The 26,425-nt window shown below is 58.7% G+C and carries 25 protein-coding genes; 18 read left to right on the top strand and 7 right to left on the bottom strand.

Features of this window, described 5'->3' with window-relative positions:
* Positions 1-45: 45 nt before the first annotated feature.
* Both bfr and A7976_RS07620 read left to right on the top strand, forming a co-directional pair.
* Positions 46-525, top strand: a complete 480-nt coding sequence (bfr, locus tag A7976_RS07625) for a bacterioferritin (RefSeq protein ID WP_067109638.1) — start codon at positions 46-48, stop codon at positions 523-525.
* A gap of 67 nt (positions 526-592) precedes the next feature.
* A complete protein-coding gene (locus A7976_RS07620; protein ID WP_067109635.1) occupies positions 593-1,105 on the top strand; it encodes a DNA-deoxyinosine glycosylase in 513 nt (170 codons plus the stop codon).
* Between the two features lie 30 nt (positions 1,106-1,135).
* Here the strand turns inward: A7976_RS07620 and gatB are convergent, their stop codons facing one another.
* From gatB to gatC, 3 genes are read right to left on the bottom strand one after another with little or no spacing between them, the layout of a single operon-like run.
* Positions 1,136-2,566, bottom strand: coding sequence for an Asp-tRNA(Asn)/Glu-tRNA(Gln) amidotransferase subunit GatB (gatB, locus tag A7976_RS07615; RefSeq protein ID WP_067109632.1), 1,431 nt, complete (start codon positions 2,564-2,566; stop codon positions 1,136-1,138).
* A gap of 2 nt (positions 2,567-2,568) precedes the next feature.
* Positions 2,569-4,020 (bottom strand): Asp-tRNA(Asn)/Glu-tRNA(Gln) amidotransferase subunit GatA, encoded by a 1,452-nt coding sequence (gene gatA / locus A7976_RS07610; protein ID WP_067109629.1) that lies wholly within the window; start codon positions 4,018-4,020, stop codon positions 2,569-2,571.
* A 7-nt stretch (positions 4,021-4,027) separates the two neighbouring features.
* Positions 4,028-4,315, bottom strand: coding sequence for an Asp-tRNA(Asn)/Glu-tRNA(Gln) amidotransferase subunit GatC (gene gatC / locus A7976_RS07605; RefSeq protein WP_067109626.1), 288 nt, complete (start codon positions 4,313-4,315; stop codon positions 4,028-4,030).
* A gap of 124 nt (positions 4,316-4,439) precedes the next feature.
* Between gatC and A7976_RS07600 the strand changes: the two genes are divergently transcribed.
* Genes A7976_RS07600 through lipA form a run of 11 tightly spaced genes read left to right on the top strand, consistent with a single transcriptional unit; the run spans position 4,440 to position 14,811 of the window.
* A complete protein-coding gene (locus tag A7976_RS07600; RefSeq protein WP_067109624.1) occupies positions 4,440-5,483 on the top strand; it encodes a rod shape-determining protein in 1,044 nt (347 codons plus the stop codon).
* Between the two features lie 22 nt (positions 5,484-5,505).
* A complete protein-coding gene (gene mreC / locus A7976_RS07595; RefSeq protein ID WP_067109620.1) occupies positions 5,506-6,435 on the top strand; it encodes a rod shape-determining protein MreC in 930 nt (309 codons plus the stop codon).
* The gene (mreD, locus tag A7976_RS07590) at positions 6,416-6,895 is read left to right on the top strand and encodes a rod shape-determining protein MreD (RefSeq protein WP_067109617.1); all 480 of its coding nucleotides are present in this window, start codon (positions 6,416-6,418) and stop codon (positions 6,893-6,895) included. Before mreC ends, mreD begins: the two co-directional genes overlap by 20 nt.
* A 16-nt stretch (positions 6,896-6,911) precedes the next feature.
* Positions 6,912-8,837 carry a penicillin-binding protein 2 gene (gene mrdA, locus A7976_RS07585; protein WP_067109614.1) on the top strand — a complete coding sequence of 642 codons (1,926 nt, stop codon included), beginning with the start codon at positions 6,912-6,914 and terminating at the stop codon, positions 8,835-8,837.
* Complete coding sequence (rodA, locus tag A7976_RS07580; protein WP_067109611.1) at positions 8,824-9,924, top strand: rod shape-determining protein RodA; 1,101 nt, start codon at positions 8,824-8,826, stop codon at positions 9,922-9,924. The genes mrdA and rodA overlap by 14 nt, the downstream gene beginning before the upstream one ends.
* Positions 9,924-10,823 carry a septal ring lytic transglycosylase RlpA family protein gene (locus A7976_RS07575; RefSeq protein WP_067109609.1) on the top strand — a complete coding sequence of 300 codons (900 nt, stop codon included), beginning with the start codon at positions 9,924-9,926 and terminating at the stop codon, positions 10,821-10,823. The genes rodA and A7976_RS07575 overlap by 1 nt, the downstream gene beginning before the upstream one ends.
* A 5-nt stretch (positions 10,824-10,828) precedes the next feature.
* A complete protein-coding gene (locus tag A7976_RS07570; protein ID WP_088178401.1) occupies positions 10,829-11,980 on the top strand; it encodes a D-alanyl-D-alanine carboxypeptidase family protein in 1,152 nt (383 codons plus the stop codon).
* Between the two features lie 29 nt (positions 11,981-12,009).
* Positions 12,010-12,870: a D-amino acid aminotransferase gene (locus A7976_RS07565; protein ID WP_067109605.1), complete on the top strand. Its 861-nt coding sequence runs from the start codon at positions 12,010-12,012 to the stop codon at positions 12,868-12,870.
* A 2-nt stretch (positions 12,871-12,872) separates the two neighbouring features.
* Positions 12,873-13,145, top strand: a complete 273-nt coding sequence (locus tag A7976_RS07560; RefSeq protein WP_067109602.1) for a YbeD family protein — start codon at positions 12,873-12,875, stop codon at positions 13,143-13,145.
* Positions 13,146-13,148: 3 nt separating this feature from the next.
* On the top strand, positions 13,149-13,838 hold the full coding sequence (gene lipB, locus A7976_RS07555) for a lipoyl(octanoyl) transferase LipB (protein ID WP_082878039.1): 690 nt from the start codon (positions 13,149-13,151) through the stop codon (positions 13,836-13,838).
* Between the two features lie 13 nt (positions 13,839-13,851).
* Complete coding sequence (lipA, locus tag A7976_RS07550) at positions 13,852-14,811, top strand: lipoyl synthase (RefSeq protein WP_067109599.1); 960 nt, start codon at positions 13,852-13,854, stop codon at positions 14,809-14,811.
* 31 nt (positions 14,812-14,842) lie between these two features.
* Here lipA and A7976_RS07545 read toward each other — a convergent pair whose 3' ends face one another.
* The 3 genes from A7976_RS07545 to A7976_RS07535 all read right to left on the bottom strand — a co-directional run bounded on the left by A7976_RS07545 (position 14,843) and on the right by A7976_RS07535 (position 16,824).
* Positions 14,843-15,679, bottom strand: a complete 837-nt coding sequence (locus A7976_RS07545) for a hypothetical protein (protein WP_082878038.1) — start codon at positions 15,677-15,679, stop codon at positions 14,843-14,845.
* Positions 15,680-15,711: 32 nt separating this feature from the next.
* Positions 15,712-16,296 carry a tetratricopeptide repeat protein gene (locus A7976_RS07540; RefSeq protein WP_205633478.1) on the bottom strand — a complete coding sequence of 195 codons (585 nt, stop codon included), beginning with the start codon at positions 16,294-16,296 and terminating at the stop codon, positions 15,712-15,714.
* Positions 16,297-16,497: 201 nt separating this feature from the next.
* Positions 16,498-16,824 carry a hypothetical protein gene (locus A7976_RS07535; RefSeq protein ID WP_067109593.1) on the bottom strand — a complete coding sequence of 109 codons (327 nt, stop codon included), beginning with the start codon at positions 16,822-16,824 and terminating at the stop codon, positions 16,498-16,500.
* 254 nt (positions 16,825-17,078) lie between these two features.
* Here A7976_RS07535 and A7976_RS07530 point away from each other — a divergent pair, with 254 nt between their 5' ends.
* The 5 genes from A7976_RS07530 to ppk1 all read left to right on the top strand — a co-directional run bounded on the left by A7976_RS07530 (position 17,079) and on the right by ppk1 (position 24,884).
* On the top strand, positions 17,079-19,763 hold the full coding sequence (locus tag A7976_RS07530) for an EAL domain-containing protein (RefSeq protein WP_067109591.1): 2,685 nt from the start codon (positions 17,079-17,081) through the stop codon (positions 19,761-19,763).
* Between the two features lie 54 nt (positions 19,764-19,817).
* Positions 19,818-20,126 carry a DUF2946 family protein gene (locus A7976_RS07525; protein ID WP_067109589.1) on the top strand — a complete coding sequence of 103 codons (309 nt, stop codon included), beginning with the start codon at positions 19,818-19,820 and terminating at the stop codon, positions 20,124-20,126.
* 87 nt (positions 20,127-20,213) lie between these two features.
* A complete protein-coding gene (locus A7976_RS07520) occupies positions 20,214-22,316 on the top strand; it encodes a TonB-dependent receptor (RefSeq protein WP_067109587.1) in 2,103 nt (700 codons plus the stop codon).
* A gap of 138 nt (positions 22,317-22,454) precedes the next feature.
* Positions 22,455-22,727 (top strand): oxidative damage protection protein, encoded by a 273-nt coding sequence (locus A7976_RS07515; protein ID WP_067110220.1) that lies wholly within the window; start codon positions 22,455-22,457, stop codon positions 22,725-22,727.
* 51 nt (positions 22,728-22,778) lie between these two features.
* Positions 22,779-24,884: a polyphosphate kinase 1 gene (gene ppk1, locus A7976_RS07510; protein ID WP_067109585.1), complete on the top strand. Its 2,106-nt coding sequence runs from the start codon at positions 22,779-22,781 to the stop codon at positions 24,882-24,884.
* On the opposite strand, the gene ppx is transcribed toward ppk1, so the two are convergent.
* Positions 24,871-26,340 (bottom strand): exopolyphosphatase, encoded by a 1,470-nt coding sequence (gene ppx, locus A7976_RS07505; RefSeq protein ID WP_067110217.1) that lies wholly within the window; start codon positions 26,338-26,340, stop codon positions 24,871-24,873. The genes ppk1 and ppx overlap by 14 nt on opposite strands.
* Positions 26,341-26,425: the final 85 nt, after the last annotated feature.

Below are 26,425 nucleotides of genomic sequence, written 5' to 3'. Positions count from 1 at the left end.
CAGGTCTATCCTGAGGGTTTAATACCCAATTTGCGGAGGCACATCATGAAAGGTGACAAGAAAGTCATCCAGCACCTGAACAAGGCGCTCACCCTCGAACTCACGGCGATCAACCAGTACTTCCTGCATGCGCGCATGTACAAGAATTGGGGCCTGATGGCGCTGGCCAAGAAAGTTTACGAAGAATCCATCGAAGAAATGAAGCACGCGGACAAACTGATCGAGCGCATTCTGTTCCTCGATGGCCTGCCCAACCTGCAAGACCTCAACAAGCTGCTGATAGGCGAGAACGTGCCAGAATGCATGAAATGCGACCTCGACCTGGAAATCGGCGGACGGGTACATTACATCGACGCCATTCATTACTGCGAATCGGTGAAGGATTATGTCTCGCGCGACATCCTCACCGAAATTCTGGACGATACCGAAGATCATATCGATTATCTGGAGACGCAAATAGGCCTGATCGAACGCCTGGGCCTGCAAAACTACCAGCAATCCGCGCTGGGTGAGATGCCGGACTGATTCGCCGCCACAAAAAATCCCGGGCGATGCTGCACGCGCGGCATCGCCTTTTTAACGCCATGAAATCATGATCGTCTGCAGTTTCCCGCCGGTTGCCGCGCCCGATGCCCGATTGCTCATCCTCGGCTCCATGCCGGGCAAGGCCTCGCTCGCGGCCAACCAGTATTACGCCCATCCGCGCAATCTGTTCTGGCCGATCATGGGAGAACTGTTTGGGGCAGGCCTGGAGTTATCTTACGGCAAAAGGCTGGAGGTGTTGCAGATGGAAGGGGTTGCGCTATGGGATGTACTGAAAGAATGCTTCCGCGAAAGTGCGCTGGATTCAGACATTATTGAAGCGTCAATTATTGCCAACGATTTCGCCGGCTTCTTTGCGCGGCACACGCAAATCAGACATGTTTTTTTCAACGGCGCCAAAGCGGAACAAGCCTTCCGCCGCTACGCCTTGCCGACCTTGGCGCATCTGCCACCCATCGAACTGATCAGACTCCCCTCGACCAGCCCGGCAAATGCGACGATTCCTTTAACCGCGCGACTGGCGCAATGGCGCGAGATTACGCGGCTAAAGGAGAGCATATAACCCGCCCTGCCCGAGCCCGGCAAAACAGACTCAAGCCAGTTTTTGCTTCAGGATTTCGTTGACCTGCGCCGGATTGGCCTTGCCTTTGCTGGCCTTCATGCACTGGCCGACCAGGCCATTGAAAGCTTTTTCCTTACCGGCCTTGTATTCCGCAACCATCGCAGCGTTCGCGGCCAGCACTTCATCAACGATTTTTTCGATGGCGCCGGAATCGGAGACCTGCTTCAGGCCCTGTTTTTCAATGATTGTGTCGGCATTGCCTTCACCCGCCCACATCGCGGCGAACACATCCTTGGCGATCTTGCCGGAAATGGTGCCGTCCTGTATGCGCTTCAGCAAGCCGGCCAGTTGTACCGGAGTAACCGGCGACACTGCAATTTCGCGGCCTTCTTCGTTCAGTTTGGCGGCCACCGTGCCCATTACCCAGTTGGCGACCAGTTTCGCCTCGCCGCCGAAATCGGCAGCGGCAGCAACGAAATAATCCGCCATCGAACGCGAAGCGGTGATCGTGCTGGCATCGTATGCGGAGAGTCCGTATTCCTGCTCGAAACGCGCCTTCATCGCTTCCGGCAGTTCGGGCATCGTGGCCTTGACCTTGGCGATATCGTCCGCCGTCACTTCCAGTGGCAAGAGGTCCGGGTCCGGGAAATAGCGGTAATCGTTGGCCTCTTCCTTGCTGCGCATCGCGCGCGTCTCGCCGGTGTCCGGGTCGAACAGCACGGTCGCCTGCTGGATGGTGCCGCCGTCTTCCAGCGTCTCGATCTGCCAGCGGGTTTCGTATTCGATGGCCTGCTGCATGAAGCGGAAGGAATTGAGATTCTTGATCTCGCGCCGCGTGCCCAGCTTGTCGGAACCCTTGGGGCGTACCGACACGTTGACGTCGCAACGGAAGGAGCCTTCCTGCATATTGCCGTCGCAGATGCCGATCCACTGCACCAGTTCGTGCAGTTTCTTCGCATAAGCCACCGCTTCGGCAGCAGACCGCATATCCGGCTCGGTCACGATTTCCAGCAGTGGCGTTCCCGCGCGATTTAGGTCGATCCCGGTCATGCCGTGGAAATCTTCGTGCACGGACTTGCCGGCGTCTTCTTCCAGGTGGGCGCGGGTGATATTGATGACCTTCTCTTCATCGCCAACCTGGATGGTCAGACGCCCCTTGCCGACAATCGGCAGCTCGTATTGGCTGATCTGATAGCCTTTGGGCAGGTCGGGATAAAAGTAATTTTTGCGCGCGAACACCGAGCGCGGCGCAATTTCGGCATCAATCGCCAGGCCGAATTTGATCGCGCAGCGCACGGCTTCCTTGTTCAGCACCGGCAGCACGCCGGGCAGGGCGATGCTCACGACGCAGGCCTGGGTATTCGGCTCCGCACCAAACGCGGTGGAGGCACCCGAAAAAATCTTGGTATTGGTTTGAAGCTGGGTATGTGTTTCCAGCCCGATAACGACTTCCCACTGCATGATTACATTCCCTCCGGCATACGCTTATGCCAGTCGGTAGCTTGTTGATATTGATGTCCGACGCCGAGCATGCGCGCCTCGTCAAAGTAGTTGCCGATAATCTGCAAGCCGACCGGCAAGCCATGAGAGAAGCCAGCCGGAATCGACATGCCCGGCAGACCGGCCAGATTGACGGCGATAGTGTATAGATCTTCAAGATACATCGACACCGGATCGGCGGTCTTTTCGCCGACCTTGAACGCGGTACCGGGCGCAGCCGGGCCCATGATGACATCGCACTGCTTGAAGGCTTCGGTGAAATCCTGCGCGATCAAACGGCGAATCTTCTGCGCCTTGAGGTAATAGGCATCGTAGTAACCGGCGCTCAATACATAAGTGCCGATCATGATGCGACGTTTCACTTCTTCGCCGAAACCCTGCGCGCGCGTCTTGCAGTACATGTCGAGCAGATCGGTGTATTCCGGCGCACGATAGCCGTAACGCACGCCGTCGAAACGCGCGAGGTTGCTGGAAGCTTCCGCCGGGGCCAGCACGTAGTACACGGGAATCGACAGGCGCGTGTTGGGCAGGCTGACTTCGACGGTCTCAGCGCCCAGCTTGCGATATTCGGCGATCGCATCTTCCACGACTTTTGCCACGCCGGCATCCAGGCCGTCGGCGAAATATTCCTTGGGCAAGCCGATGCGTAGACCCGCCAGCGGCTTGTTCAGGCTCCGAGTGTAGTCTTCCTTGTCGCGCTGCAGGCTGGTGGAGTCGCGCGGATCGAAACCGGCCATCACGTTCATCATCAGCGCCAGGTCCTCGGACGACTTGGCCATTGGGCCAGCCTGATCGAGGCTGGAAGCGAAAGCGATCATGCCATAGCGCGAACACACGCCGTAAGTCGGCTTGAGCCCGGACAGGCCGCACAGCGAGGCGGGCTGACGGATCGAGCCGCCGGTATCCGTGCCGGTCGCGGCGGCGCACATACGTGCAGCCACGGCCGCCGCAGAGCCGCCCGAGCTCCCGCCCGGCACGCGATTCTTGTCCCACGGGTTCTTTACCTGGCCGAAATAGGAGGTCTCATTGCTTGATCCCATCGCGAATTCGTCCATGTTGGTCTTGCCCAGATTCACCGCACCGGCACGGTCAAACTGCTCGATGATGTGCGCATCGTAGGGCGCGACGAAGTTTTCCAGCATTTTCGAGCCGCAGGTCGTGGTCCAGCCCTTGGCACAGAAGATGTCTTTCTGCGCAATGGGAATGCCGGTCAGCGGACCGGCTTCGCCGCGGCCGATGCGTGCGTCGGCGGCATGCGCCTGAGCCAGGGTCTTTTCCTCATCCAGCGTCACGTAGGCGTTGATCTTCGGGTTGAAACGGCCGATGCGCGCCAGGAATTCGCGCGTGAGTTCCAGGCTGGAGATTTTCTTGCCGGCGAGCAGGGTCGCCAGCTCTTTGAGGCTGCTGTTGATCATGGGCTTGTTATTCGATGACTTTGGGAACGAGGTACAGGCCGTTTTCGACGGCAGGCGCGATGGATTGGAACAGTTCGCGTTGATTGGTTTCGCTGACGACGTCTTCACGCAAGCGCTGTGTCACATCCTGTGAGTGCGACATCGGCGCGATGCCGTCGGTGTTGACCGCCTGCATTTCCTCGATCAGGCCGAGAATGCCGGAAAGCTGGTGCAACGCAGTTTCGGCGCCGGCATCGTCGATTTCGATGCGCGCCAGATGCGCAATACGTTTTACATCGGAGAGATCAAGCGACATTTTGGGACGTAGCCTTTTGCAAATCTTAAATTTCAAAGCGATATACGGTATTATAACGTGATTTACATTGCACCTTCAGCCGCACATATTCCGTGTGCGGCGACATGCTTGGGATACGCACATAATGTTCGGTTTTCTAAACAGTTATTTTTCGAATGATCTCGCCATCGACCTCGGTACCGCCAACACGCTGATTTATGTGCGGGGCAAGGGTATCGTGCTGGATGAGCCATCTGTCGTCGCCATCCGTCACGAAGGCGGCCCCACCGTCAAGAAAACGATACTTGCAGTCGGCATCGAAGCAAAGCGCATGCTGGGCCGTGCGCCCGGCAACATTTCGGCGATTCGCCCGATGAAGGACGGCGTGATCGCCGACTTCACGATCACCGAGCAGATGCTCAAGTATTTCATCCGCAAGATTCACGAGTCGCGCCTGTTCTCGCCGAACCCGCGCATCATTATTTGCGTACCGGTCGGCTCCACCCAGGTCGAACGCCGCGCGATCCGCGAATCGGCCATCGGTGCCGGCGCGCGCCAGGTGTATTTGATCGAAGAGCCGATGGCAGCCGCGATCGGCGCCGACCTGCCGGTTGCTGATGCGACCGGCTCCATGGTTGTCGACGTCGGCGGCGGCACCACCGAAGTGGGCGTGATCTCGCTGGGCGGCATCGTGTACGCCAAATCCGAACGCGTCGGCGGCGACAAATTCGACCAGGCCATCATCGACTACATCCGCCGCAACTACGGCATGCAGATTTCCGAACCGACCGCAGAACTGATCAAGAAAAAGATCGGCTCCGCATTCCCCGGCTCCGAAGTGCTCGAACTCGAAATCACCGGCCGCAACCTCGCCGAAGGCCTGCCGCGCAAGTTCACCATCTCCAGCAATGAAATCCTCGAAGCACTGACCGAACCGCTCAACGCCATCGTCGGCGCGGTCAAGTCCGCACTGGAGCAAACCCCGCCGGAACTGGGTGCCGACATCGCCGAAAAGGGCATGGTGCTGACTGGCGGCGGTGCATTGCTGCGCGACCTGGATCGCCTGCTGATGGAAGAAACCGGCCTGCCGGTAATCGTGGCGGAAGACCCGCTCACCTGTGTCGCCCGCGGCAGCGGTCGTGCGCTGGAAGAGATGGACAAACTGGGCAACGTGTTTGCCAATGAATGATATTTCGTAAGGGCGGCTGCACGTGCCGTCCACGATGGATCACCAGCACCCGCCGGCGTTTTTCGTCCGCGGCCCAAGCCCGCTCGCGCGGCTGACGTTTTTCGCTGCCGTGTCGATTGTCCTCATGGCGGTCGATGCGCGGCTGCATTACCTCACCGAAATCCGGCAAGGCGTGTCGGTCGTGCTGCACCCGCTCGAAGTGGCGGTGCGCGCGCCGGTAAATGCATTTCTTTACGTCAACGAGTACATCACCACGCAGACCAATCTGGTCCACGAAAATCGCCAACTGCGCCAGCGCGCGCTGCTGGACAGCGCCGATCTGCAACGTTTCCGCACCCTGCAAGCCGAGAATGCGCATCTGCGCAACATGCTTTCTGCACTGCCCGCAATGCCCCAGCCGGCGCGCCTCGGTGAAATCGTACACAGCGGACGCGACCCCTTCAGCCAGAAGGTCATCGTCAACCTCGGCGCACGTCACGGCATCACTTCCGGCCAGGCAGTAATCGACGAACTGGGCGTAGTCGGTCAAGTCACCCAGATCTATCCCCTCAGCAGCGAAGTCACGCTGGTCACCGACAAGGATCTGGCCGTTCCAGTGCAAATCGAGCGCAGCGGCCTGCGCGCCATTGCTTTCGGCAACAGCCGCAATTCGGCGATCGACCTGCCTTACCTGCCGGTGAACGTCGACATTCAGGTCGGCGACCGGCTGGTCACTTCCGGTATCGATGGCGTTTATCCGGCCGGTCTCGCCGTGGGCAAGGTCGTGCAGATCGACCGCAAGACATATGCACCGTTTGCCCGCATTGCCTGCGTGCCCATTGCCGGCATCAAGACGCATCGCCAAGTGCTGCTGATCCCGGCCGCGGAAAACGTGCCTCCGCTGCCGGAACCGGAAAAGCCTTCCGCCAAGCCATCCAAGAAGAGCCCCCGCAATGCGCCCCGTAAGCCTTAAGCTCATCTATCTCACGCTGTTTGCGGCCTACATGCTCTACCTGCTGCCATGGGCAGGCTTCGGGCTGCTGCTGCGGCCGGATTTCGTGCTTCTGGTGTTGCTTTACTGGATGCTGCGCGCGCCGCACCTTTGCAATGTCGGCACCGCCTGGATGATGGGCTTGTGGCTCGATATCGCCAGCGGCAGCCTCTTCGGGCAGTACGCGCTCGCCTACAGCGTGACCGCGTTTTTTGCCATTTATTACCAGCGTCGACTGGTCTTGTTCAGCGCCTGGCAGCAAGTCGGCTATGTAATGCTGTTGCTGCTCGTGTCGCAGATCGTCCTGCTGGTCATCAAGCTGATGGCCGGCAATGCTCTGCCGGGATGGTGCTATTTCCTGTCCAGCCTGAGCGGTGTGCTGCTCTGGCAATTGCTGGTGTTCTCGCGCGTCATCGACCCCGACGCCAAAAACGCATCTTGATCTCGGCCCAAACCGCATGAATTCGCGATTCGAGCTGAGAAATCACCGGCAAGAGCAGCATTTTTTCCGCCTGCGCCTGGGGGTGGCGGGTGTCGTCATGCTGATCTGCTTCGGCATTCTCGCCACACGGTTTTTCCATCTCCAGTTCCTGCGCTACGATTATTACCACACGCTGGCGGAAAATAACCGCATTTCGCTGGTGCCGATCGCGCCGACGCGCGGCGTGATCATGGATCGCAACGGGGCTGTACTGGCGCATAATTTTTTCGCCTATACGCTGGAAATCACGCCGGCCAAGGTAAAGGATCTGGAACAGACCATCAACGACATTGCCGTGCTGGTGGAGGTGAGCCCTTCCGATCGCAAGCGCTTCAAGAAACTGCGCGAGCAAAGCCACAGTTTCGAAAGCATTCCCTTGCGCATGCAGCTCACCGAAGCCGAGGCAGCTCGCTTTGCGGTGAGTCGATATCGTTTTCCCGGCGTGGAAATCCGCTCGCGCCTGTTCCGTCATTATCCGAAAGGCCCGCTGGGTGCCCATCTCATCGGTTACATCGGCCGCATTAACGACAACGACCAGCGGTCGCTGAAAAAAAACGGTGAATTCCCCAATTACCTGGGCTCGGATCACATCGGCAAGTCGGGCGTCGAGCAGTTTTACGAGCGCACCCTGCACGGCATTACCGGCACGCAGCAGGTCGAGACCGATGCCGACGGCCATGCGGTACGCGTTCTTTCAAGCTCGGCCCCGGTGCCCGGCGATAACCTGGTGCTGTCCATCGACAGCAAACTGCAAGACATCGCGGAAAAGGCATTCGGCGTTCGGCGCGGCGCGCTTGTCGCGCTCGACCCCAACAATGGGCAAATACTTGCTTATGTCAGCATGCCCACCTACGATCCCAACCTGTTCGTGAACGGCATCGACCCCGATAGCTGGAAAGCGCTCAACGAATCGCTCGACAAGCCGCTCATCAATCGTCCGCTACGCGGCATTTATCCGCCCGGCTCGACCTTCAAGCCTTTTGTCGCGCTGGCGGGGCTGGAAGCCGGTCTTCGCGAACCGCCGTTCAGCATCAGCGACCCCGGTTTCTATAAATTACCCGGCAGCAGCCATCGCTACCGCGACTGGAAGCCGGGCGGGCATGGCTCGGTGGACATGCGCAAGGCCATCACAGTATCGTGCGATACCTTTTTCTATGGCCTGGCGCACGAGCTCGGCATCGAGCGTATGAGCAGTTTCATCGGGCATTTCAGCTTTGGCAAGAAAACAGGCATCGACCTGACCGGCGAACTGAGTGGGCTGCTGCCGACCCCCGCCTGGAAACAGAAACGCTTCAAGCAGCCCTGGTATCCGGGCGAAACGCTGATCGTCGGCATCGGCCAGGGCTATACCCTGACCACACCGATGCAACTGGCGCAGGCCACGGCGATTCTTGCCAATAACGGCATCGCTTACCGGCCGCGGCTGGTCGCCGGCGTCCAACCGGGCGGCACGGGCGGGTTGCGTCCGATGGCACCGGAAATCCTGGACAGGATCAAGCTCGACCCCGCACACACCGACCTGGTAAAACTGGGCATGCTGGATGTAACGCAACCCGGCGGCACCGCATCCAGCGTAGGCGCCGGCGCACCTTACCTGATCGCCGCGAAAACCGGGACAGCACAAGTGATTGGCATCAAGCAGAACGAAAAATACAATGAGAGCGCCGTTGCCGAGCGTCACCGCGACCATGCCCTGTTCATTGCCTACGCACCGGCCGAGTCGCCCAAGATCGCGCTGGCCGTAATCGTGGAAAATGGCGGACACGGTGGCTCGGCTGCCGGCCCCATCGCACGCCAAGTGATGGATTACTATCTGCTCGGCAAGGAACCTCCGGCACCGCCGCCCGAGGCTCTCCCCAATGCCGCGCCGGTAGCAGAGGAAGAAACCGATGCTCACGATTAGAATGTTGTTCAAACAACTGGGCAAGCATTTCGACCAGTTTCTGCTGGGTATCTTGATGCTGACGCTGACCATCGCGTTGATCGTGCTGTTCAGCGCATCCGGTCAGAGCATGGATCGAATGAGCACGCAAATGGTCAATATCCTGGTGGCGCTCGGCGCCCTCTGGATTTTCGCCAACATTCCGCCGCAGCATTTGCAGCGAATAGCCGTTCCGCTCTACCTGCTGGGCATGGTGCTGCTGATCGGCGTGTTTCTTTTCGGCGATATTTCCAAGGGCGCGCGACGTTGGCTGGATCTGGGTGTAGCGCGTATCCAGCCGTCCGAATTGATGAAAATCGCGGTACCGATGATGCTGGCCTGGTATTTTGACCGGCGCGATGCTTCGCTGCGCTTTTCGGATTACGTGATCGCCGCGATTTTGCTGGCGTTACCGGTTGGCCTGGTGGTGAAACAGCCGGACCTGGGTACATCGATACTGATCGGCGCCTCGGGCTTTTATGTGTTGTTCCTGGCCGGCCTCAGCTGGCGCCTGATGATAGGAATGGCTGTAGCGGGCGCAGCGGCGATGCCGTTTTTGTGGCACATGCTGCACGACTACCAGCGACGGCGTATCGAGATCCTGCTGGATCCGACACAGGATCCGCTGGGGGCCGGCTACCATACCATCCAGGCCACGATTGCGCTGGGCTCGGGCGGCCTGTCCGGCAAGGGCTGGCTGAACGGCACGCAATCGCAGCTCGACTTTCTGCCTGAGCGGCATACCGATTTTATTTTTGCCGTGTTCGGCGAAGAGTTCGGACTGGTCGGCAACCTGCTGCTGTTGCTGCTGTTCGCGGTGATTATCGGGCGCGGCATGGTGATCGCCGCAAATGGACCGAATGCATTCTGCCGCCTGCTGGCAGGCAGCATCTCGCTGACTTTCTTCACCTACGCTTTCGTGAACATGGGCATGGTAAGCGGCATTCTGCCGGTGGTCGGGGTGCCTTTGCCGCTGATCAGCTACGGCGGAACCTCGCTGGTGACGCTGATGATCGGCTTTGGTATCTTGATGAGCATACAAACCCACAAGAAACTGGTAACGAGTTGATGAACCTGAAAATTACCCTTATCTGCATGGCGCTTCTGCTGCTTGCCGGTTGCGGCGGCGGCGTCGCGACCAAACCGGAAGCATCCGCGCCCAAGCAGGAAGCTGCCAAACCGGACGCTTCCAAATCTGCGACCGCCCCAAACCGCGGCGGCTATTATCTGGACGATGGCCCGGGAGATAATCCTCCGGCCAATCTCGACGATATTCCGGACGCCATCCCCAGATACGAACCCCTGCAGACTCGCTTTAATCGCCCTTATGTCGCGCTTGGACAAAATTATTCGCCGATGACCGAATACCAGCCATACAAGGCCCGCGGCCTGGCTTCCTGGTACGGCAAGCGCTATCACGGCAACAAGACTTCCACCGGCGAAATCTACGATATGTACAGCATGTCGGCGGCCCATCCCACGCTGCCGATTCCCAGCTATGTGCGCGTCACCAACCCTGCCAACGGAAAATCAGTCGTGGTCCGCGTCAATGATCGCGGCCCTTTCCGTAAAGAACGCCTGATCGATCTCTCCTATGCGGCGGCGCATCGGCTGGGGATCGTCGGCAATGGCAGCGGCATTGTGGAAGTCGAGGCTATTGATACACGCCCGCCCGAGCAGGCCATCATCCCAGCGGCGGCAAAAACACCTTCGGCGAAACCACCGGTTGCGGCCACCGGCAATTATGTCCAGGCAGGCGCCTTCCGGTCGCGCGCAAACGCGGAACAGTTGAACGAGCGCTTGCGCCAGAACGGCCTCGCTCAGGATGTGTCCATGGAGAACTGGTATAATAACGGCATCTACCGTGTCCGGCTGGGGCCCTACGCCAGCCGCGACGAAGCCGAGCGCGCCGCCTCCAACATCCGCCAGACGCTCGGAATTTCCACCCTCGTTACGACAAACAAATGAAACTCATGAGACTCCTGCTTCTGCCATTACTGTTTCTATCCTCCATTGCCTTTGCTTTGGACGATATTCCTCCACCGCCGACGCTGGCGGCCAAAGCCTACTTGCTGCTGGATTTCAACAGCCGCGCGGTGCTGGCCCAGCAGAATGCCAACGAACGGGTAGACCCCGCTTCGCTGACCAAGCTGATGACGGCGTATCTCAGCTTCAAGGCGCTGAAGAATGGCCATCTGCAGCTTGAACAAACATTGCCGGTCAGCGTGAAGGCCTGGAAGGGCGGCGGCGCGGGTTGCGGCGGCGGCGCGGGTTCCTGCATGTTCATCGAACCCAACAAACCCGTCACCGTTGATCAGCTGCTGCACGGCATGATCGTCATCTCCGGCAACGATGCCAGCGTCGCGCTGGCTGAAGGCATCGCCAGTTCCGAAGAAGCCTTTGCCGACCTGATGAACAAAGAAGCCGCGCGCCTTGGCATGAAGGGCACGCATTTCGTGAATTCCACCGGCCTGCCCGACCCCAACCATTACACGACGGCCTCCGATCTGGCTATCCTGGCAGCCGCACTGGTCCGCGACTATCCCGAGCAATACAAGCGCCTGTACTCGCTCAAGGATTACACCTTCAACAACATCAAGCAGGCCAACCGCAATCGCCTGCTGTGGGTCGATCCTTTCGTCGACGGCATGAAAACCGGCCATACTTCCAGCGCGGGTTACTGCCTGGTGTCCTCCGCCAAACGCGGCGATATGCGCCTGATTTCCATTCTGCTGGGCGCGCCGTCGGATACTGCGCGTGCGGTGGAAAGCCAGAAACTGCTGAATTACGGCTTTCAGTTCTTTGAGTCGCGTTTAATCTACAAACGCGGTCAGGCCGTCAGCAAGCTCAAGGTCTGGAAGGGTCGCGATGACACACTGGCCGCTACGGTGGCGGACGATCTCTATGTCACCCTGCCCAAGAACCAGCTTGCCCGCATGAGGGCCAGCGTAGCCAGCAAGCAGCCGCTGATCGCTCCGGTCGCCGCACGCCAGGAAATCGGCGCGATCCGCTTCTCGCTGGACGGCAAACAGATACTCGAGCGTCCGCTGGTCGCCTCGCAGGAGATGCCGGTGGCCGGCATCTTCGGCCGCCTGTGGGATAGCCTGAAGCTCATGCTTCAATAAGAGCCGTTGCTGCATCCCAGGCTCACACGATGTCTCAAATCGTCTATCTCAACGAAAAGTTTCTCCCGATCGAGCAGGCGTTCGTGCCGGTGCTCGACCGGGGTTTCATTTTCGGCGACGGAATCTACGAGGTCATTCCGGTCTATTCGCATCGGCCATTTCGCCTTGACGAGCATCTGGTGCGCTTGCAGCACAGCCTGGATAGCGTTCGCATCGACAACCCCTACGATAATGAAGAGTGGTCCAGGCTTATCCGCGAGCTGATCGCCCGGAACGAACCCGAAGACCAATACGTTTATCTGCACATTACCCGCGGCGTCGCCAAGCGCGACCATGCATTTCCCAAGGACGCGGCACCGACGGTATTCATGATGAGCAACCCGCTCGTCATCGCACCGCGCGAGCTTTTCGAAAGCGGTGTTGCGGCGATTTCCGCCATCGATAACCGCTGGGATCGTTGCGACATCAAGGCCATTTCGCTGTTGCCCAATGTGCTTCTGCGCCAGCTGGCAATCGATGCCGGCGCCACGGAAACCGTGATGTTCCGCGACGGTACCCTGACCGAAGGCTCGGCCAGCAATATCTTCGCGGTGGAAAATGGCGTCATCCTCGCGCCGCCCAAGGACAACCACATGCTCCCGGGCATTACCTACGACCTGGTGCTGGAGCTTGCGGTAGCCAATGGCATTCCCGTGGAAGTCGGAAAATTCGATCAGGCCCGCATTCGTCAGGCCAACGAGTTGTGGCTGACCTCCTCGACCAAGGAAGTGCTGGCCATCACCACGCTGGACGGCCAACCCATAGCCTCCGGCAAACCCGGTCCGATGTTCTGGCGCATGCATGCGCTCTATCAGGATTACAAGGCGCGCGTCATGCGCGCGCCGGAATAAACATGGCAGAAAACGATAAAGACACCTTGCTTGAATTCCCCTGCGAGTTTCCGCTGAAGGTGATGGGAGCGACACAGGACGGCTTTGCCGAGGAAATCCGGCGTGTAGTGAGCATCCATATTCCGGACTTCGATGCAGCGCGCATGGAAATGCGCGCCAGCTCGGGCGGCAACTACATCAGCCTGACCTGCACTGTCACGGCAACATCAAAAGAACAACTGGATAACCTTTACCGCGCCTTGACCAGCCATCCAATGGTCAAGGTGGTACTGTAAGCGATGCCGCAAGCCGTTAGCGCAGGCGTCCTCGCCTGCATTCCCCTGGTCAACCGAAGCGATGCAGGCGAGGACGCCTGCGCTACGAAACCGGCGCTCGTCCGGCGACTGGGTAATACCGACTACGAAACCACGTGGCAAGCGATGCAGGCTTACACCGCACAGCGCACGCCCGATTCGCCGGATGAACTGTGGCTGACCGAGCACCCGCCCGTTTACACGCTGGGCCTCAACCGCAAGGACGTGCGCATGCCGTGGCGCGCCGACATCCCGCTGGTGCGCACCGACCGCGGCGGCAAGATCACCTATCACGGCCCCGGCCAGATCGTTATTTACCTGTTGCTGGATATCAAGCGCCAAGGTCTGACAGTGCGCCAACTGGTAGATCGCATGGAAGGCGCGATCATAACCTTGCTGGCGGAGCATGGCGTATCAGCGGAAGGCCGCCCCGACGCGCCGGGCGTCTATGTGAACGGCAGCAAGATCGCCTCACTTGGCCTGCGCCTCAAGAACGGCTGCTGCTATCATGGGCTGAGCCTGAACGTGGACATGGATCTGTCGCCTTTCAAGGCCATCGACCCTTGCGGCTATCGTGGACTACAGGTGACGCAAACCCGTAACCTCGGCATTGCTGTCGACTGCGATACGCTTGCGCAGCGCCTGATCGCGCTGTTGCAAAATCAATTGAGCTAAATAAACTGGAATCATGAGCGAAAGCACCCTCCGCAAGGAAAAAGGCGCAGCCAAGACAGCGCGCATCCCGATCAAAATCGTGCCGCAGCCCGCCATGCGCAAGCCGGAATGGATACGCATGAAGGTGCCGGACAGCGCGCGCTTCCGCGAAATCAAGCAGATCCTGCGCGATAACAACCTGCATACGGTATGCGAAGAAGCTTCCTGCCCCAATATCGGCGAATGCTTCAGCGGTGGCACGGCGACCTTCATGATTCTGGGTGACGTCTGCACGCGGCGCTGCCCGTTCTGCGATGTTGCACACGGCAAGCCGCTGCCGCCAGACGCGGAAGAGCCGCAAAAGCTGGCACAGACCATTGCCCAGATGCGCCTGAAATACATCGTCATCACCAGCGTCGATCGCGACGACCTGCGCGACGGTGGAGCGAAGCATTTTGTCGATTGCATCCGCGCCTCACGCGAGCACTCGCCCAGCCTCAGGATCGAAGTGCTGGTACCGGATTTCCGCGGCCGCCTCGATACTGCGCTGGAAGTGCTATCGGAAGCGCCGCCCGACGTGATGAATCATAATCTCGAAACCGTGCCGCGCCTTTACAAGCAGGCCCGCCCCGGCGCCGATTACGCGCACTCGCTGAAACTGCTGGCCGATTTCAAGACGCGCTTCCCGCATATTCCGACAAAGTCGGGCCTGATGCTGGGTTTGGGTGAAACGGATGAAGAGATTCTGGACGTGATGCGCGACCTGCGTGCGCACAACGTGGATATGCTGACCCTGGGACAATACCTGCAACCCAGCGCGCATCATTTGCCGGTGCTACGTTTTGTGACGCCGGATCGCTTCAAGTGGTTTGAAGAGCAGGCGCTGGCGATGGGATTCACCCAGGCCGCCTGCGGCCCGATGGTGCGCAGCAGCTATCACGCCGACCAGCAGGCGCACGGGGCTATTCTGGAAATGCAAAGGGAGAATACCTAACGTATTCTCCCTTGGTATGGTTGCAGGTGAATTACTTGCCCACTTTCAGCTTGCCGCCCGTGCCCAGACCACCTTCAACTTCCTGCGCCTTGTAATGGCGCAGGGATACGACCATGTTGTTGTAGGAATCAACGAACGCAGCAACGGTTGCCTTGCCTTCAGGGGTGCGGGAGAAGCCTCCCAGGCTGCCAGCTGCGCCACCACCAAATGCACCGAGCGCTGCACCAAAATTGGTGGCTGTTGCATTGCCTTCCGAGATGCCGATCTGGACTGAAGAGCGAATGTCGTACAGTGTTAATGTGACGACGGATACCTTGGATTCCAGAGAGCCAGCAACCCTGCCAACCCCGTTGCCAATCAGGCTGCCGAGAGCACCTGCAATTTTCCCGGTGGAATCATTATCGATGATGATGGCTGGTTCAAGAAAGTAATCAGCAGCAACTCGTTGACCTTTCTGTTGCCTGGAACCGGCACGGAATTCACCGGAATTGCGCTGTTTATCTGTAATCGCAGAAATGCGGTTATCGGTACGGCTATTGCCGATCGCAGTGATCACAAAGCAGTTGGATTGTTGCACTGCAAGGCGCAGCAGCGGCTCAATGCTGGTGACCTTGGTTGCTGCACCAAAGGTGGCAAACCATTCCTTGTCACGGCCATCATCCACGGCAATCGTGCCCAAGGGCGCAGCACAACGCTCCAGCTTGGAGTTTGCATTTGCACTGGTGCTGCCTGCAGCTGCACCGGATGCCGCAGTTGGAGATGATCCCGTGGAGAGCATACCGCCCAGGCCGGGGCCGTCGGTACTCACACAAGCGGATAATGCCAGAGGCAACAGGACCATTGCCAGGTTGAGTTTTTTCTTGAACATGCAATTTCTCGCTAAGGTTGGGGGTGAGGTAATCAATAAAAATACCAAGCCGAGCCGCGCCAGTAACTGCGGTAGGCATATCCGCTATACCAGTATCCATACCAATCGGGGCGGTAAAGATTCAGCCATTTTTGGTATTCCACTTCATTTCTCTTGGCTTCCTGTGCCTGTTTCAGCAGTGTCTGTGCTTCCTGGCTGCCTTTGGCTGTAGCCATGCTCAGCCAGGATTCAGCCTCAGCCGGGTCGGAACCCATTTCTTCCAGGCCCATCAGGTAAAAGCGACCAACTGCCAGCTGGGCATCAACATCCCCACGTTCTGCTGCATGGCGCATCCAGGTCAGCGCTTGATATGAGTTGCGGGTGATGCCATCGCCGCGAAAATACCTCAGCCCAAGATCAAAGGCTGCGCGAGGGTCTTTCTCTGCCAGCGCGGTGAGTTGCCGGATCTTCTGCTTTTCTTCCGGCGTGACGGAGGAGCCGGGAACAAATGTGGATGAGTTGCGAGGGCGATCTGAACAGCCTTGCTCATCACAGATGCGGACAGTTTGTTTGTTGGTGCCGGATGCACATCCGGAAAGGCTGACCATTACAGTCAAAAAAACGGGCAAAAACTTCATTGGCATTCGAATTATTTTTTAAATTAACGTATCTGAAACATGCTTATTTAATTTTATAGTGCTTATTCGAATGGGGAACCCTGGGACGATACCTGGGTTTTGAAGAACAGTCGCTGGCGAAAAGACTCACCAGGCCGCCTGAACTGATGTGCGCAGCAGCTATCGCGCCGACGAGCAGGCGCATGGAGCCGTGGTCAACAGTTAATTGACTCGCCGGACAAGTACCCGGCAGCGGCCACCGTAATTCTCGCTGATCACCGCTTCATAGCGCTCGCCGTTCCGCGCGCGCTCGACAAAGCCGGCGTGACCGTGCAATGAAATATAGCCGGCGACCTGCTCTCGGTAGAACACCAGCAGCGTATCCTTATCCGGATGCGGCAATAGTTGCAGGGTGTCCCCCACGTCCGCACGCGCCAACAGAACGGGATATGGGAAATTCTCTGCGTTCACTTCGAACAGCCGGCTCAGCGAGTCCGTCAGGTCGTCGTCGTTTTCCGTATCACGGTCATTACTCTTGTCGTCCAGCATTCATGCCTCCGGCTCTTGATTTCTCCAGTATGCCTTCATGCAATCCCGAAAAAAACTATCAATATGGATAGTTATGGTTTCGCATCCAATGCAATATTCAATCTGGCTGAAATAGACCAGCAAAATCATTTAAGATCGCAAAAATATTTTCTGCGATTGTGTCGCTCGGTTTAAGAAGATATTCTTTTAGTCATACTCTGAGTATGGGTTTAATATTCTCCTAACAAATACATGTAATGATGGCGACGAACTGAATGCCGAACGACATATCCCCATTCATGTCAGGTGACCTGACTGACAGCCTGTTATGCCAGGACGCGACGCGCACTCAGTTCAAGTTTATCGAAGCCATTTTCGCACGGCCGGTATTTTCTCTCGCCATACTCGATCGCAACTGTCATTTCATCCGCGTCAATGACAGCTACGCACGCCTGTTCGGCAAAAGCGCCATGGAATTCGCAGGTCGTCATTACTCCGAGCTTTTTCCGGATAATGTCCCGCAATTCCTGGAAACTCGCCAATTGCTGGAAAAAACCATCGATACGGGGCACTCTTCTAGCATCACGGCGCAGCGGCATCATTTGCCCAGCCAGGAGGAAGTCATGTACTGGGACTGGATGCTGGAGCCGGTCTCTGGCGATAACGGCGTGACCGAGTTTGTTTTGCTGACAGCCATCGACGTAACCGACCTGAAGCGTGCCGAAGAAGAGCTGAGACGCAGCGAATCGCTTTACCATACCGTCGTTACCGTGATGGCCGAAGGTGTTATCGGCCAATCCGTCGACGGCAGAATTACCGCTATCAACCCAGCCGCGGCGCGGATTATCGGCCGATCGCCGGAAGAAATGCTGGGACTGACTTCCAATTCGCCGATCTGGCAAACGATATACGAGGACGGCCGCCCATTCCCGGCGCACGAATACCCTCCCATGGTCGCATTGCGTACCGGACAGCCGCAGCACAAGGTCATCATGGGCTTCCATCGCCCGGACAGCACCCTGATCTGGATATCGGTCAATTCCCAGCCCATCCCTTCTGCGGACCCAACGGATGCGATTGCGGTGGTTTCCACGATACATGACATCACGGATCACAAATCCGCCGAGGGTGCTCAAGCCCGCCTGAATCGTGCACTTCGTTTGCTGAGCCTGTGCAACCAGATCCTGATTCATGCGCAGGACGAGCAGAAGCTGCTCGACGATATCTGCCACCTGATCGTCGAAACCGGCGGTTACCTGATGGCATGGGTGGGATTTGCCGAACACGATGAGGAAAAAACCGTACGGCCGGTCGCAGAATACGGCTACGGACAGGATTATCTGAACAGCATCCATATATCGTGGGCGGATACCGATGCCGGACGCGGCCCGACGGGCACGGCTATCCGTACATGCCGCACCTCGGTCAACCAGGATTACCTTACCAATCCCAGGATGCGGCCTTGGCGGGAAGCGGCCATCCAGCGCGGTTATCAATCCAGCATTTCCTTGCCGCTCAAGGAAGGCGGGGCAGCATTCGGCTCTCTGGCAATTTATTCGGCAGAGCCCTGCAGTTTCTTTCCGGAAGAAGTGAAACTGCTGGAAGAAATGGCCGACGATCTTGCGTTCGGCATCTGCACATTAAGAACGCATGCCCAACGCAAGGTTGCCGAAGACAAGCTTGCCTTTCTGGCGCATCACGATCCCCTGACCCGGCTGCCCAATCGCGTTCTGCTGCGCGCGCGGTTCGACAGTGCCATCGCGAGCGCGAACGACAACAAGCTCGCCATGCTGTTTCTCGATCTCGACAACTTCAAGGAAATCAACGACAGCCTGGGGCATGCGCTCGGCGATGAGCTGCTGGTGAGCGTGGCGAAACGCTTGCAGCAATGCCTCGATGCCAGTTACACCATCAGCCGCGAGGGGGGCGACGAGTTCGTCGTATTGCTGCCCAATATCGCCGATATCGAACAGGCTGGCCGCATCGCTCAGAAAATGCTGGATGCCGCCTGCGAGAGCTTCGATATCGGGAACAACACGCTGCACACGTCCTTCAGTATCGGCATCAGCATGTACCCCAGCGATGGCGCCGATTTCGAAACTTTGCGGACGAATGCCGACATTGCGCTCTACCGCGCCAAGGAGAGCGGCCGCAACAATTACCGCTTTTTCACGCAGCAGATGAACATCGATGCCAAACGGCGCATGCAGATTCAGACCGACCTGCACAGCGCCCTGCGCAATCCGGATTTCCGATTGCATTATCAGCCGCAGATCGACATCGGCAACGGCCGAATCATCGGAATGGAAGCACTCCTTCGCTGGCAACATGCAAATGGCGAACTCGTTCCGCCGGGACAGTTCATTCCGGTTGCGGAGCAAAGCGGGCTGATCATTCCCATCGGCGAATGGGTGCTGGAGCAAGCCTGCCGGCAGGCGGTGATGTGGCAAAAGCAGGGGCTGCCCGATCTCGTCATGGCCGTGAATTTGTCGGCCGTGCAATTCCGGCACGGCAACATCGTGGAGACGGTAGCCGAAGCGCTCAGAACAACCGGCCTCGCGCCTTCCTCGCTGGAACTGGAGCTGACTGAATCCATACTGCTGCAGGATACCGAGACATCGATCAAAACCTTGCACACTCTCAAGGAAATCGGCGTGAAACTGTCCATCGACGATTTCGGCACCGGCTATTCCAGCCTGGCCTATCTCAAGCGCCTCGCGGTGGACAAGCTCAAGATCGACCAGACCTTCGTGCGTGACCTGTGCGAAGATACCGACAATCAGGAAATCGTCCGCGCCATCATCCAGCTCGGCCACATCCTCAAGCTGGAAATCATCGCAGAAGGCGTGGAAACGGAAGAGCAATTAACCTATCTGCGCGCTTTCGACTGTGACCAGATGCAAGGCTATCTTTTCAGCAAGCCCTTGCCGCCGGAGCATATTCCCAGCCTCTTCAAGTAATTGCATTTAGTACCGGCTGCCGATTCCTCAGACTTATCTGCTAGAATTCCGCCCATGTTGCGGCGCATGTTTCTCATTTTCACCCTTGCATTCCTGTTCGGCCTCGGCCAGCAGGGCGCGGCGATGCACGCCATCTCGCACTATGCGGACACGCAGGAACAGCAACAGGACAAGAAGACCCACAGTACCGCCGCCTGCGAGCAGTGCGTGGTCTACGCCAAACTGGCGAGCGCCGTACCCTCTGCGACATTCGTATTGCCGCCATCCACTGGCGAATACTTTGCCGTTGCGGCGCAAACCGTCACGGTTTGCCCACTTTATCTTCTCGCATATTCCGCCCGCGCACCTCCCGTTTTCTCCTGAAGGATCAAACGCCTGCCCGACAGGCTAAAAATTACGACCGGTCCCTGCGGGCCCGGCGTTCCATTTTGATTTTCAGCGAGAAATGCCATGAATCCTTTATTCGACGCGCCGCGAGCGCGTGCTTTATCCATTGCGCTTGCCGCCGCTCTTGCCGTGCTGGCCAAGCCAGCGCATGCAGAAGACGAACACGACCACTCCATGCACATCGAACTGCCGACGACGGCGGTCACCGCCAATCCTCTCGGCAGCGCAATAGATGAACTGGTTCCGCCCGTCTCCGTACTCAACGGCCGCGAACTGATGCTCCAGCAGGAAAGCACGCTGGGCGAAACCCTGAACGGCACGCCCGGCGTCCACTCCAGCTATTTCGGCCCCAATGCTTCGCGCCCCGTGATCCGCGGGCTCGACGGCGACCGCATCCGCCTGATGCAGAATGGCATCGGCCTGATCGACGCCTCCTCGCTCAGTCCCGATCACGCGGTTCCACTCGATCCGCTGACGGTTGAACAGATCGATGTCGTACGCGGTCCGGCGGCCTTGCAATATGGCGGCAGCGCTGTCGGCGGCGTGGTCAATACCATCGACAACCGCATCCCGCGCGATCCTATCGATGGCATAGGCGGCCGTGCCGAAGCCCGCATCGGCGGAGCCGACAAGCAGCGCAGCACTTCCGCGCTGATCGAAGCCGGCAATGGCCTGTTCGCCATCCATGCAGACGGTTATACCCGCGACACCGACGATCTCGATATTCCCGGATTTGCACGCTCCTCGCGTTTGCGCGCAGCCGATCCTCAACCAAATGAATCGCGCGGCACCCTGCGCAATAGCTCCTCGCAAAGTGATGGGGGCGCATTGGGCGCATCCCTGACCTTCGAGCACGGTTACGCCGGGATTTCGTTCTCGACGTTCAACTCCAATTACGGCACCGTGGCCGAACCCACCGTGCGCATCGACATGAACAGCACGCGCTGGGATCTGGCAGGCGAAGCACGCGACCTCGGCGAGGTCATCAGCCGCGTAAAGATGCGGCTGGCCCGCGTGGACTACGAGCATAAGGAAATCGATGACGGCGAAGTCGGCACGACCTTCGAGAATCGCGGCTGGGAAGGCTCGCTGGAAGCCTCGCACGGCAAGATCGGCCCGCTCAGCGGCGTGATTGGCCTGCAATTCCATCGCAGCGATTTCAGCGCGGAAGGGGAGGAAGCGCTGATTCCCAAAGTACAAACCGACACCCGTGCTGCGTACATTTACGAAGAGTGGCCCATCGCGGCGTTCGACGAAGCGCTCAAGCTTTCCTTCGGCACACGCGTCGAGCGTGCCAAGGTTTCCTCCATCGGCGGCGGTCCTGACGACCCCAACAATCCGGGTACGCCGCGTTTCGGCAGTGCCGAAAGCCAGGATTTCACGCCCACCAGCTTTTCCGGCGGCGCCTTGTATCATCTGAACTCTGCCTGGTCGCTGGCCGGCAATGTTTCGCACAGCGAGCGAGCGCCCACATACTATGAGCTTTTCTCCAACGGACCGCACGCGGCTACCGGCCAGTACGAAGTGGGCGACCGCAGCCTTTCGGTGGAAAAATCGAACGGCCTGGACCTGCAATTGCGCTGGCGCAAGGGCGGCAACAACTTCAGCGTAAGCGGGTTCTATACGCGCTTCGATAACTACATCACCTCGCTGCTGACCGGCAACCTGCGCACAGAAGATGGCCTGATCGACAACGTCAGCGGCGAATTGCCGGAATCGCAGATCCAGGCCGTACCGGCGGTGTTCAAGGGGATGGAGATTGCTAGCAAGTTCCATATGTACGAAGGCGTCGGTGCGCTGGATTTGCGCCTCAAGGGTGATTACGTGCGTGCCACCAACCGCCGTACCGGCGACCCCTTGCCGCGTATTTCACCCCTGCGTCTCGGCTTCGGGCTGGATTACTCCTTCAGCCGCTTCGACGCTGCCCTGGATGTGACGCGCACGTTCGGCCAGAACCGCGTTGCGGACAACGAGTTGCCGACCGACGGCTACACGATGGTCGATGCCACCGTCAGCTATCACCTGCCGACGAAGCTGCATCTCGACGCTTTCGTGAAAGCAACCAACCTGCTGGATGAAGAAGCGCGGGAGCATACGTCCGTTCTGAAGGATATCGCACCATTGGGTGGCCGCTCCGTGATGCTCGGAGTACGCGGCGAGTTCTAAGCCTCTCGACGCCCTTTCCCCTTGTGGGAGAGGGCGGGGTGAGGGGTAAATCACCGCAGCATCACCGCTGCGGCCTCGCCCTGCCATGCAGCATCGGCTATCATGTCCCTTTTCAAGAATCGTCCTGAGGTATTCAAAATGGCAAGAATGGTGAACTGCGTAAAACTCGGCCGCGAAGCGGAAGGCATGGACTTCCCGCCGTACCCCGGCGAACTCGGCAAACGCATCTATGAAAGCGTCTCCAAGGAAGCCTGGGCGGGCTGGCTCAAGCACCAGACCATGCTGGTCAACGAAAATCGCCTCAGCCTGGCCGACCCGCGTGCCCGCCAATACCTGAAGGAACAGACCGAGGCTTACTTCTTCGGCGGCGGCGCGGAGCAGGCTTCCGGCTACGTGCCTCCCGCGCAATAACAGGATTGTCACAAATCCGTCACATAGCACTGTTACGCTGCTGAGCTTTAGATGGCCCCGCCTAAGCTCACTATGTCGCCGGAATACTTTCTGAATCGCGAACTCGGTATCCTGGAGTTCAACCGCCGTGTACTGGCGCAAGCAGAAGACGAGCGCAACCCGCTGCTGGAACGGCTGAAATTCCTGTGCATTGTCAGCAGCAACCTCGACGAATTTTTCGAGGTGCGTGTCGCCGATATCAAGGAGCAGATCGAGTTCGGCGCGCCCAGTACCGCGCCGGATGGACTGACACCACGCCAGGTGATGGCCCGCGTCAGTGCCGAAGCCCATCAGCTGGTGGCGCGTCAGTATCAGGTACTGAACGATGTCGTCCTGCCGCGCCTGGCGGAGCAGGACATCCGCATCCTGCGCCGCACGCACTGGAACGAGGCGCAGCAGGAGTGGATACGCGCTTACTTCTTCCGCGAACTGATGCCTATCCTGACGCCGATCGGGCTCGACCCTTCGCATCCGTTTCCGCGCGTACTCAACAAAAGTCTCAACTTTGCGGTAGAACTGGAAGGCAAGGACGCCTTCGGGCGCAATTCCGGCATGGCCATCGTGCAGGCACCACGCGCCTTGCCGCGTGTGATCCGCCTGCCCAAGGAGATCGCCGGGCAAGAGTACGGACTGGTGTTCCTGTCGTCCATCCTGCACGCCCACGTCGGCGAATTGTTTTCCGGCATGCACGTGCGCGGCTGCTATCAGTTCCGTGTCACGCGCAACAGCGAACTCTCGCTGGACGACGAAAGCACGACCGATCTCCGGCTCGCCTTGCAGGGCGAACTGACGCACCGGCAATATGGCGATGCGGTACGCCTGGAGGTGGCCGATAACTGTTCGCAGGCCATGTCGGAATTTCTGCTCGGCCAGTTCGGGCTGGAGCAGGACGATCTCTATCAGGTCAACGGCCTGGTCAATCTGGTGCGTCTGATGCAGGTGCCGGACTGGGTGGATCGCCCCGACCTGAAGTTTCCGGCTTTCATTCCCTGCATGCCCAAGGAAATCGTCAAGCAGGACGATATTTTCAAGGCGATCCGCAAGGGCGATATCCTTCTGCATCACCCCTTCCAGTCGTTCAACCCCGTCGTCGAATTCATCCAGCAGGCGGCCAACGACGCCAATGTGCTGGCGATCAAGATGACGATCTACCGCACCAGCGCCGATTCCACCCTGATGAGTTCGCTGATCGAGGCCGCCAAGCGCGGCACTGAAGTCACCGTGGTGGTGGAGCTGATGGCGCGCTTCGACGAGGAAGCCAACATCAACTGGGCCGCCAAGCTGGAAAACGCCGGCGCGCATGTGGTCTACGGTGTCGTCGGCCACAAGACGCACGCCAAGATGGCGATGGTGGTACGGCGCGAAGAAGATCGCCTGCGCCGCTATGTGCATCTCTCCACTGGCAACTACCACCAGCGCACGGCGCGTCTCTACACCGATTTCGGCCTGTTGACCGCCAATGAAGATATCTGCGAGGACGTGAACGCTCTTTTCGCGCAGCTGACCGGCCTCGGCAAGGCAAGCAAGCTCAAGCACCTGTGGCAATCGCCTTTCACGCTGCATCAGCAAATGGTCAAGGCCATCCAGAATGAAGCGGAATTCGCCCGCGCCGGCAAGAAAGCCCAGATCATCGCCAAGATGAACGCGCTGCTCGACCCTGAAATCATCGCCGCGCTATACGAGGCGTCCGCCGCCGGCGTGCAGATCGACCTCATCGTGCGCGGCGTCTGTGCCCTGCGCCCCGGGATTCCCGGCGTGTCGGAAAACATTCGCGTGCGCTCCATCGTCGGCCGCTTTCTGGAACACACGCGCATTTTCTATTTCTACAACGACAAAGCCGAAGACCTGTACCTCGCCAGCGCCGACTGGATGTACCGCAATTTCTTCCGCCGCATCGAAGCCTGCTTCCCGCTGCTCGACCCCAAGCTGAAAAAACGCGTGATCAAGGAAGGACTGCAGCCCTACCTCAAGGACAACACCAATGCGTGGGAAATGCTGCAGGAAGGAAGTTATCGCCTGAAAAGCTCACGCGGCACGCCGTTCAACGCCCAGCAGCGCCTGCTTGGCATATACGGCCAGGAGCTGGTCGTGAATGAAGTGCCGATCAGCCCAGCGTAAAGCTGATACTGGCGTCTTTCCAGTAAGCGGTTTCGGCAATCAACGCGCTTTCGGTCAGCGGGTTGTTGCTCAGCCACTCGGCGTCTACGGTCAGATGAAACCCCGCACGACTCCAATCGAACGATAATCTGGGCAACGCGCTATCCATGCGGTTGCGATGAAATAACACCGCCAGCCGCAGAGCGGCGATCAGCGCGCAGCGATCGTCTTCCAGTGCAGGCAGCAGCGCCTTCGGCAACGAACGACGCTGGCAGCGCACCAGCAAACCCAGGGTCTGCTGCTCCATGCGCGAAAATCCGGGCATGTCGGCGTTTTCGACGATATAGGATGAATGCTTGTGATAGCCGCTATGCGCGATGGAGGTACCGATTTCGTGCAGGCGCGACGCCCAGGAAAGATAGCGCCCGGCTATTTCACCGCTTTTCATTCCGTGCGCCACCTGTTTGAAAAGATTCAGCGCCAGAGACTCCACACGGCGCGCCTGCTGCGCATCCACATGATAGCGGCGTTTGAACCGCGCCACGGTGGCCTCGCGCGTGTCGTGATGATGCATGCGGCCCACCAGCTCATAGAGCACGCCTTCGCGCAAGGCGCCGCTGGCCACCGTCATGTGCTCTATCCCCAGCTCCCGGAAGGCAGCGAGCATGATGCAGAAACCGCCGGGGAAAGAAGGCAAGCGCTCGGCGCTCAGGCCTTCCAGCTGGAGTTTTTTGATGTCCTTGGCCTTCAGAAGTAGATGACGCAGATTTTCCAGGCCTTGCAGGGTAATCTGCCCGTCACTCCAGCCGTGCGTTCGTAGCACTTCGCCCAGCGCACGCGCCGTACCGGAAGAGCCAACCGCCTCTTCCCAGTGCCCAGCGGTATAAGTGCGGCGTATGCCTTGCACTTCGGCTCGGGCAGCGATTTCGGCTCGCCTGAGATTGCCCTCGCTCAGCCGGCCATCGGCAAAATATTTCATGCTGAAACTGACACAGCCCATGTACAGGCTTTCCATCACCTGCGGCTCGAACCCGCTGCCGATGATGAACTCGGTCGATCCGCCGCCGATATCGATAACCAGCCGTTTTTGCGCTTCCGTCGTCAGCCCGTGCGTAACGCCGACGAAAATCATCCGCGCCTCCTCGCGCCCGGCGATGATCTCTATCGGGAAACCGAGCGCGGCTTCCGCCTCCTTCAATAACTGGGGGGCATTTTTGGCAACGCGAAAGGTATTGGTGGCGACGGCACGGACACCGCTCGGCGACAAACCGCGCAGGCGTTCGCCGAAGCGCTTCAGACACTCGATGGCACGCGTCTGGGAGTCGGCATCGAGCAACTTGTCCTTGCTTAAGCCCGCACCCAACCGCACCATTTCACGTAAGGAATCATGAAAAACCAGTTGGCCGTCAATCAGCCGCGCCATTTGCAGGCGGAAACTGTTAGAACCGAGATCGACCGCAGCGATTTCGGAAGGCATCGCATTCTTGGTCAATGCCGAGGCTCCGTATAAACGGTCAGAAGGAATGATTGCGGGCAAGCTCATTGACGGATTCATGCCTGCC

The organism is Methylobacillus sp. MM3 (genome assembly GCF_001645185.1).
In the GTDB taxonomy this organism is placed as follows: domain Bacteria; phylum Pseudomonadota; class Gammaproteobacteria; order Burkholderiales; family Methylophilaceae; genus MM2.
Note: the sequence above shows the minus strand (reverse complement) of the source record. Positions and strands in the feature narration are given on the sequence as shown.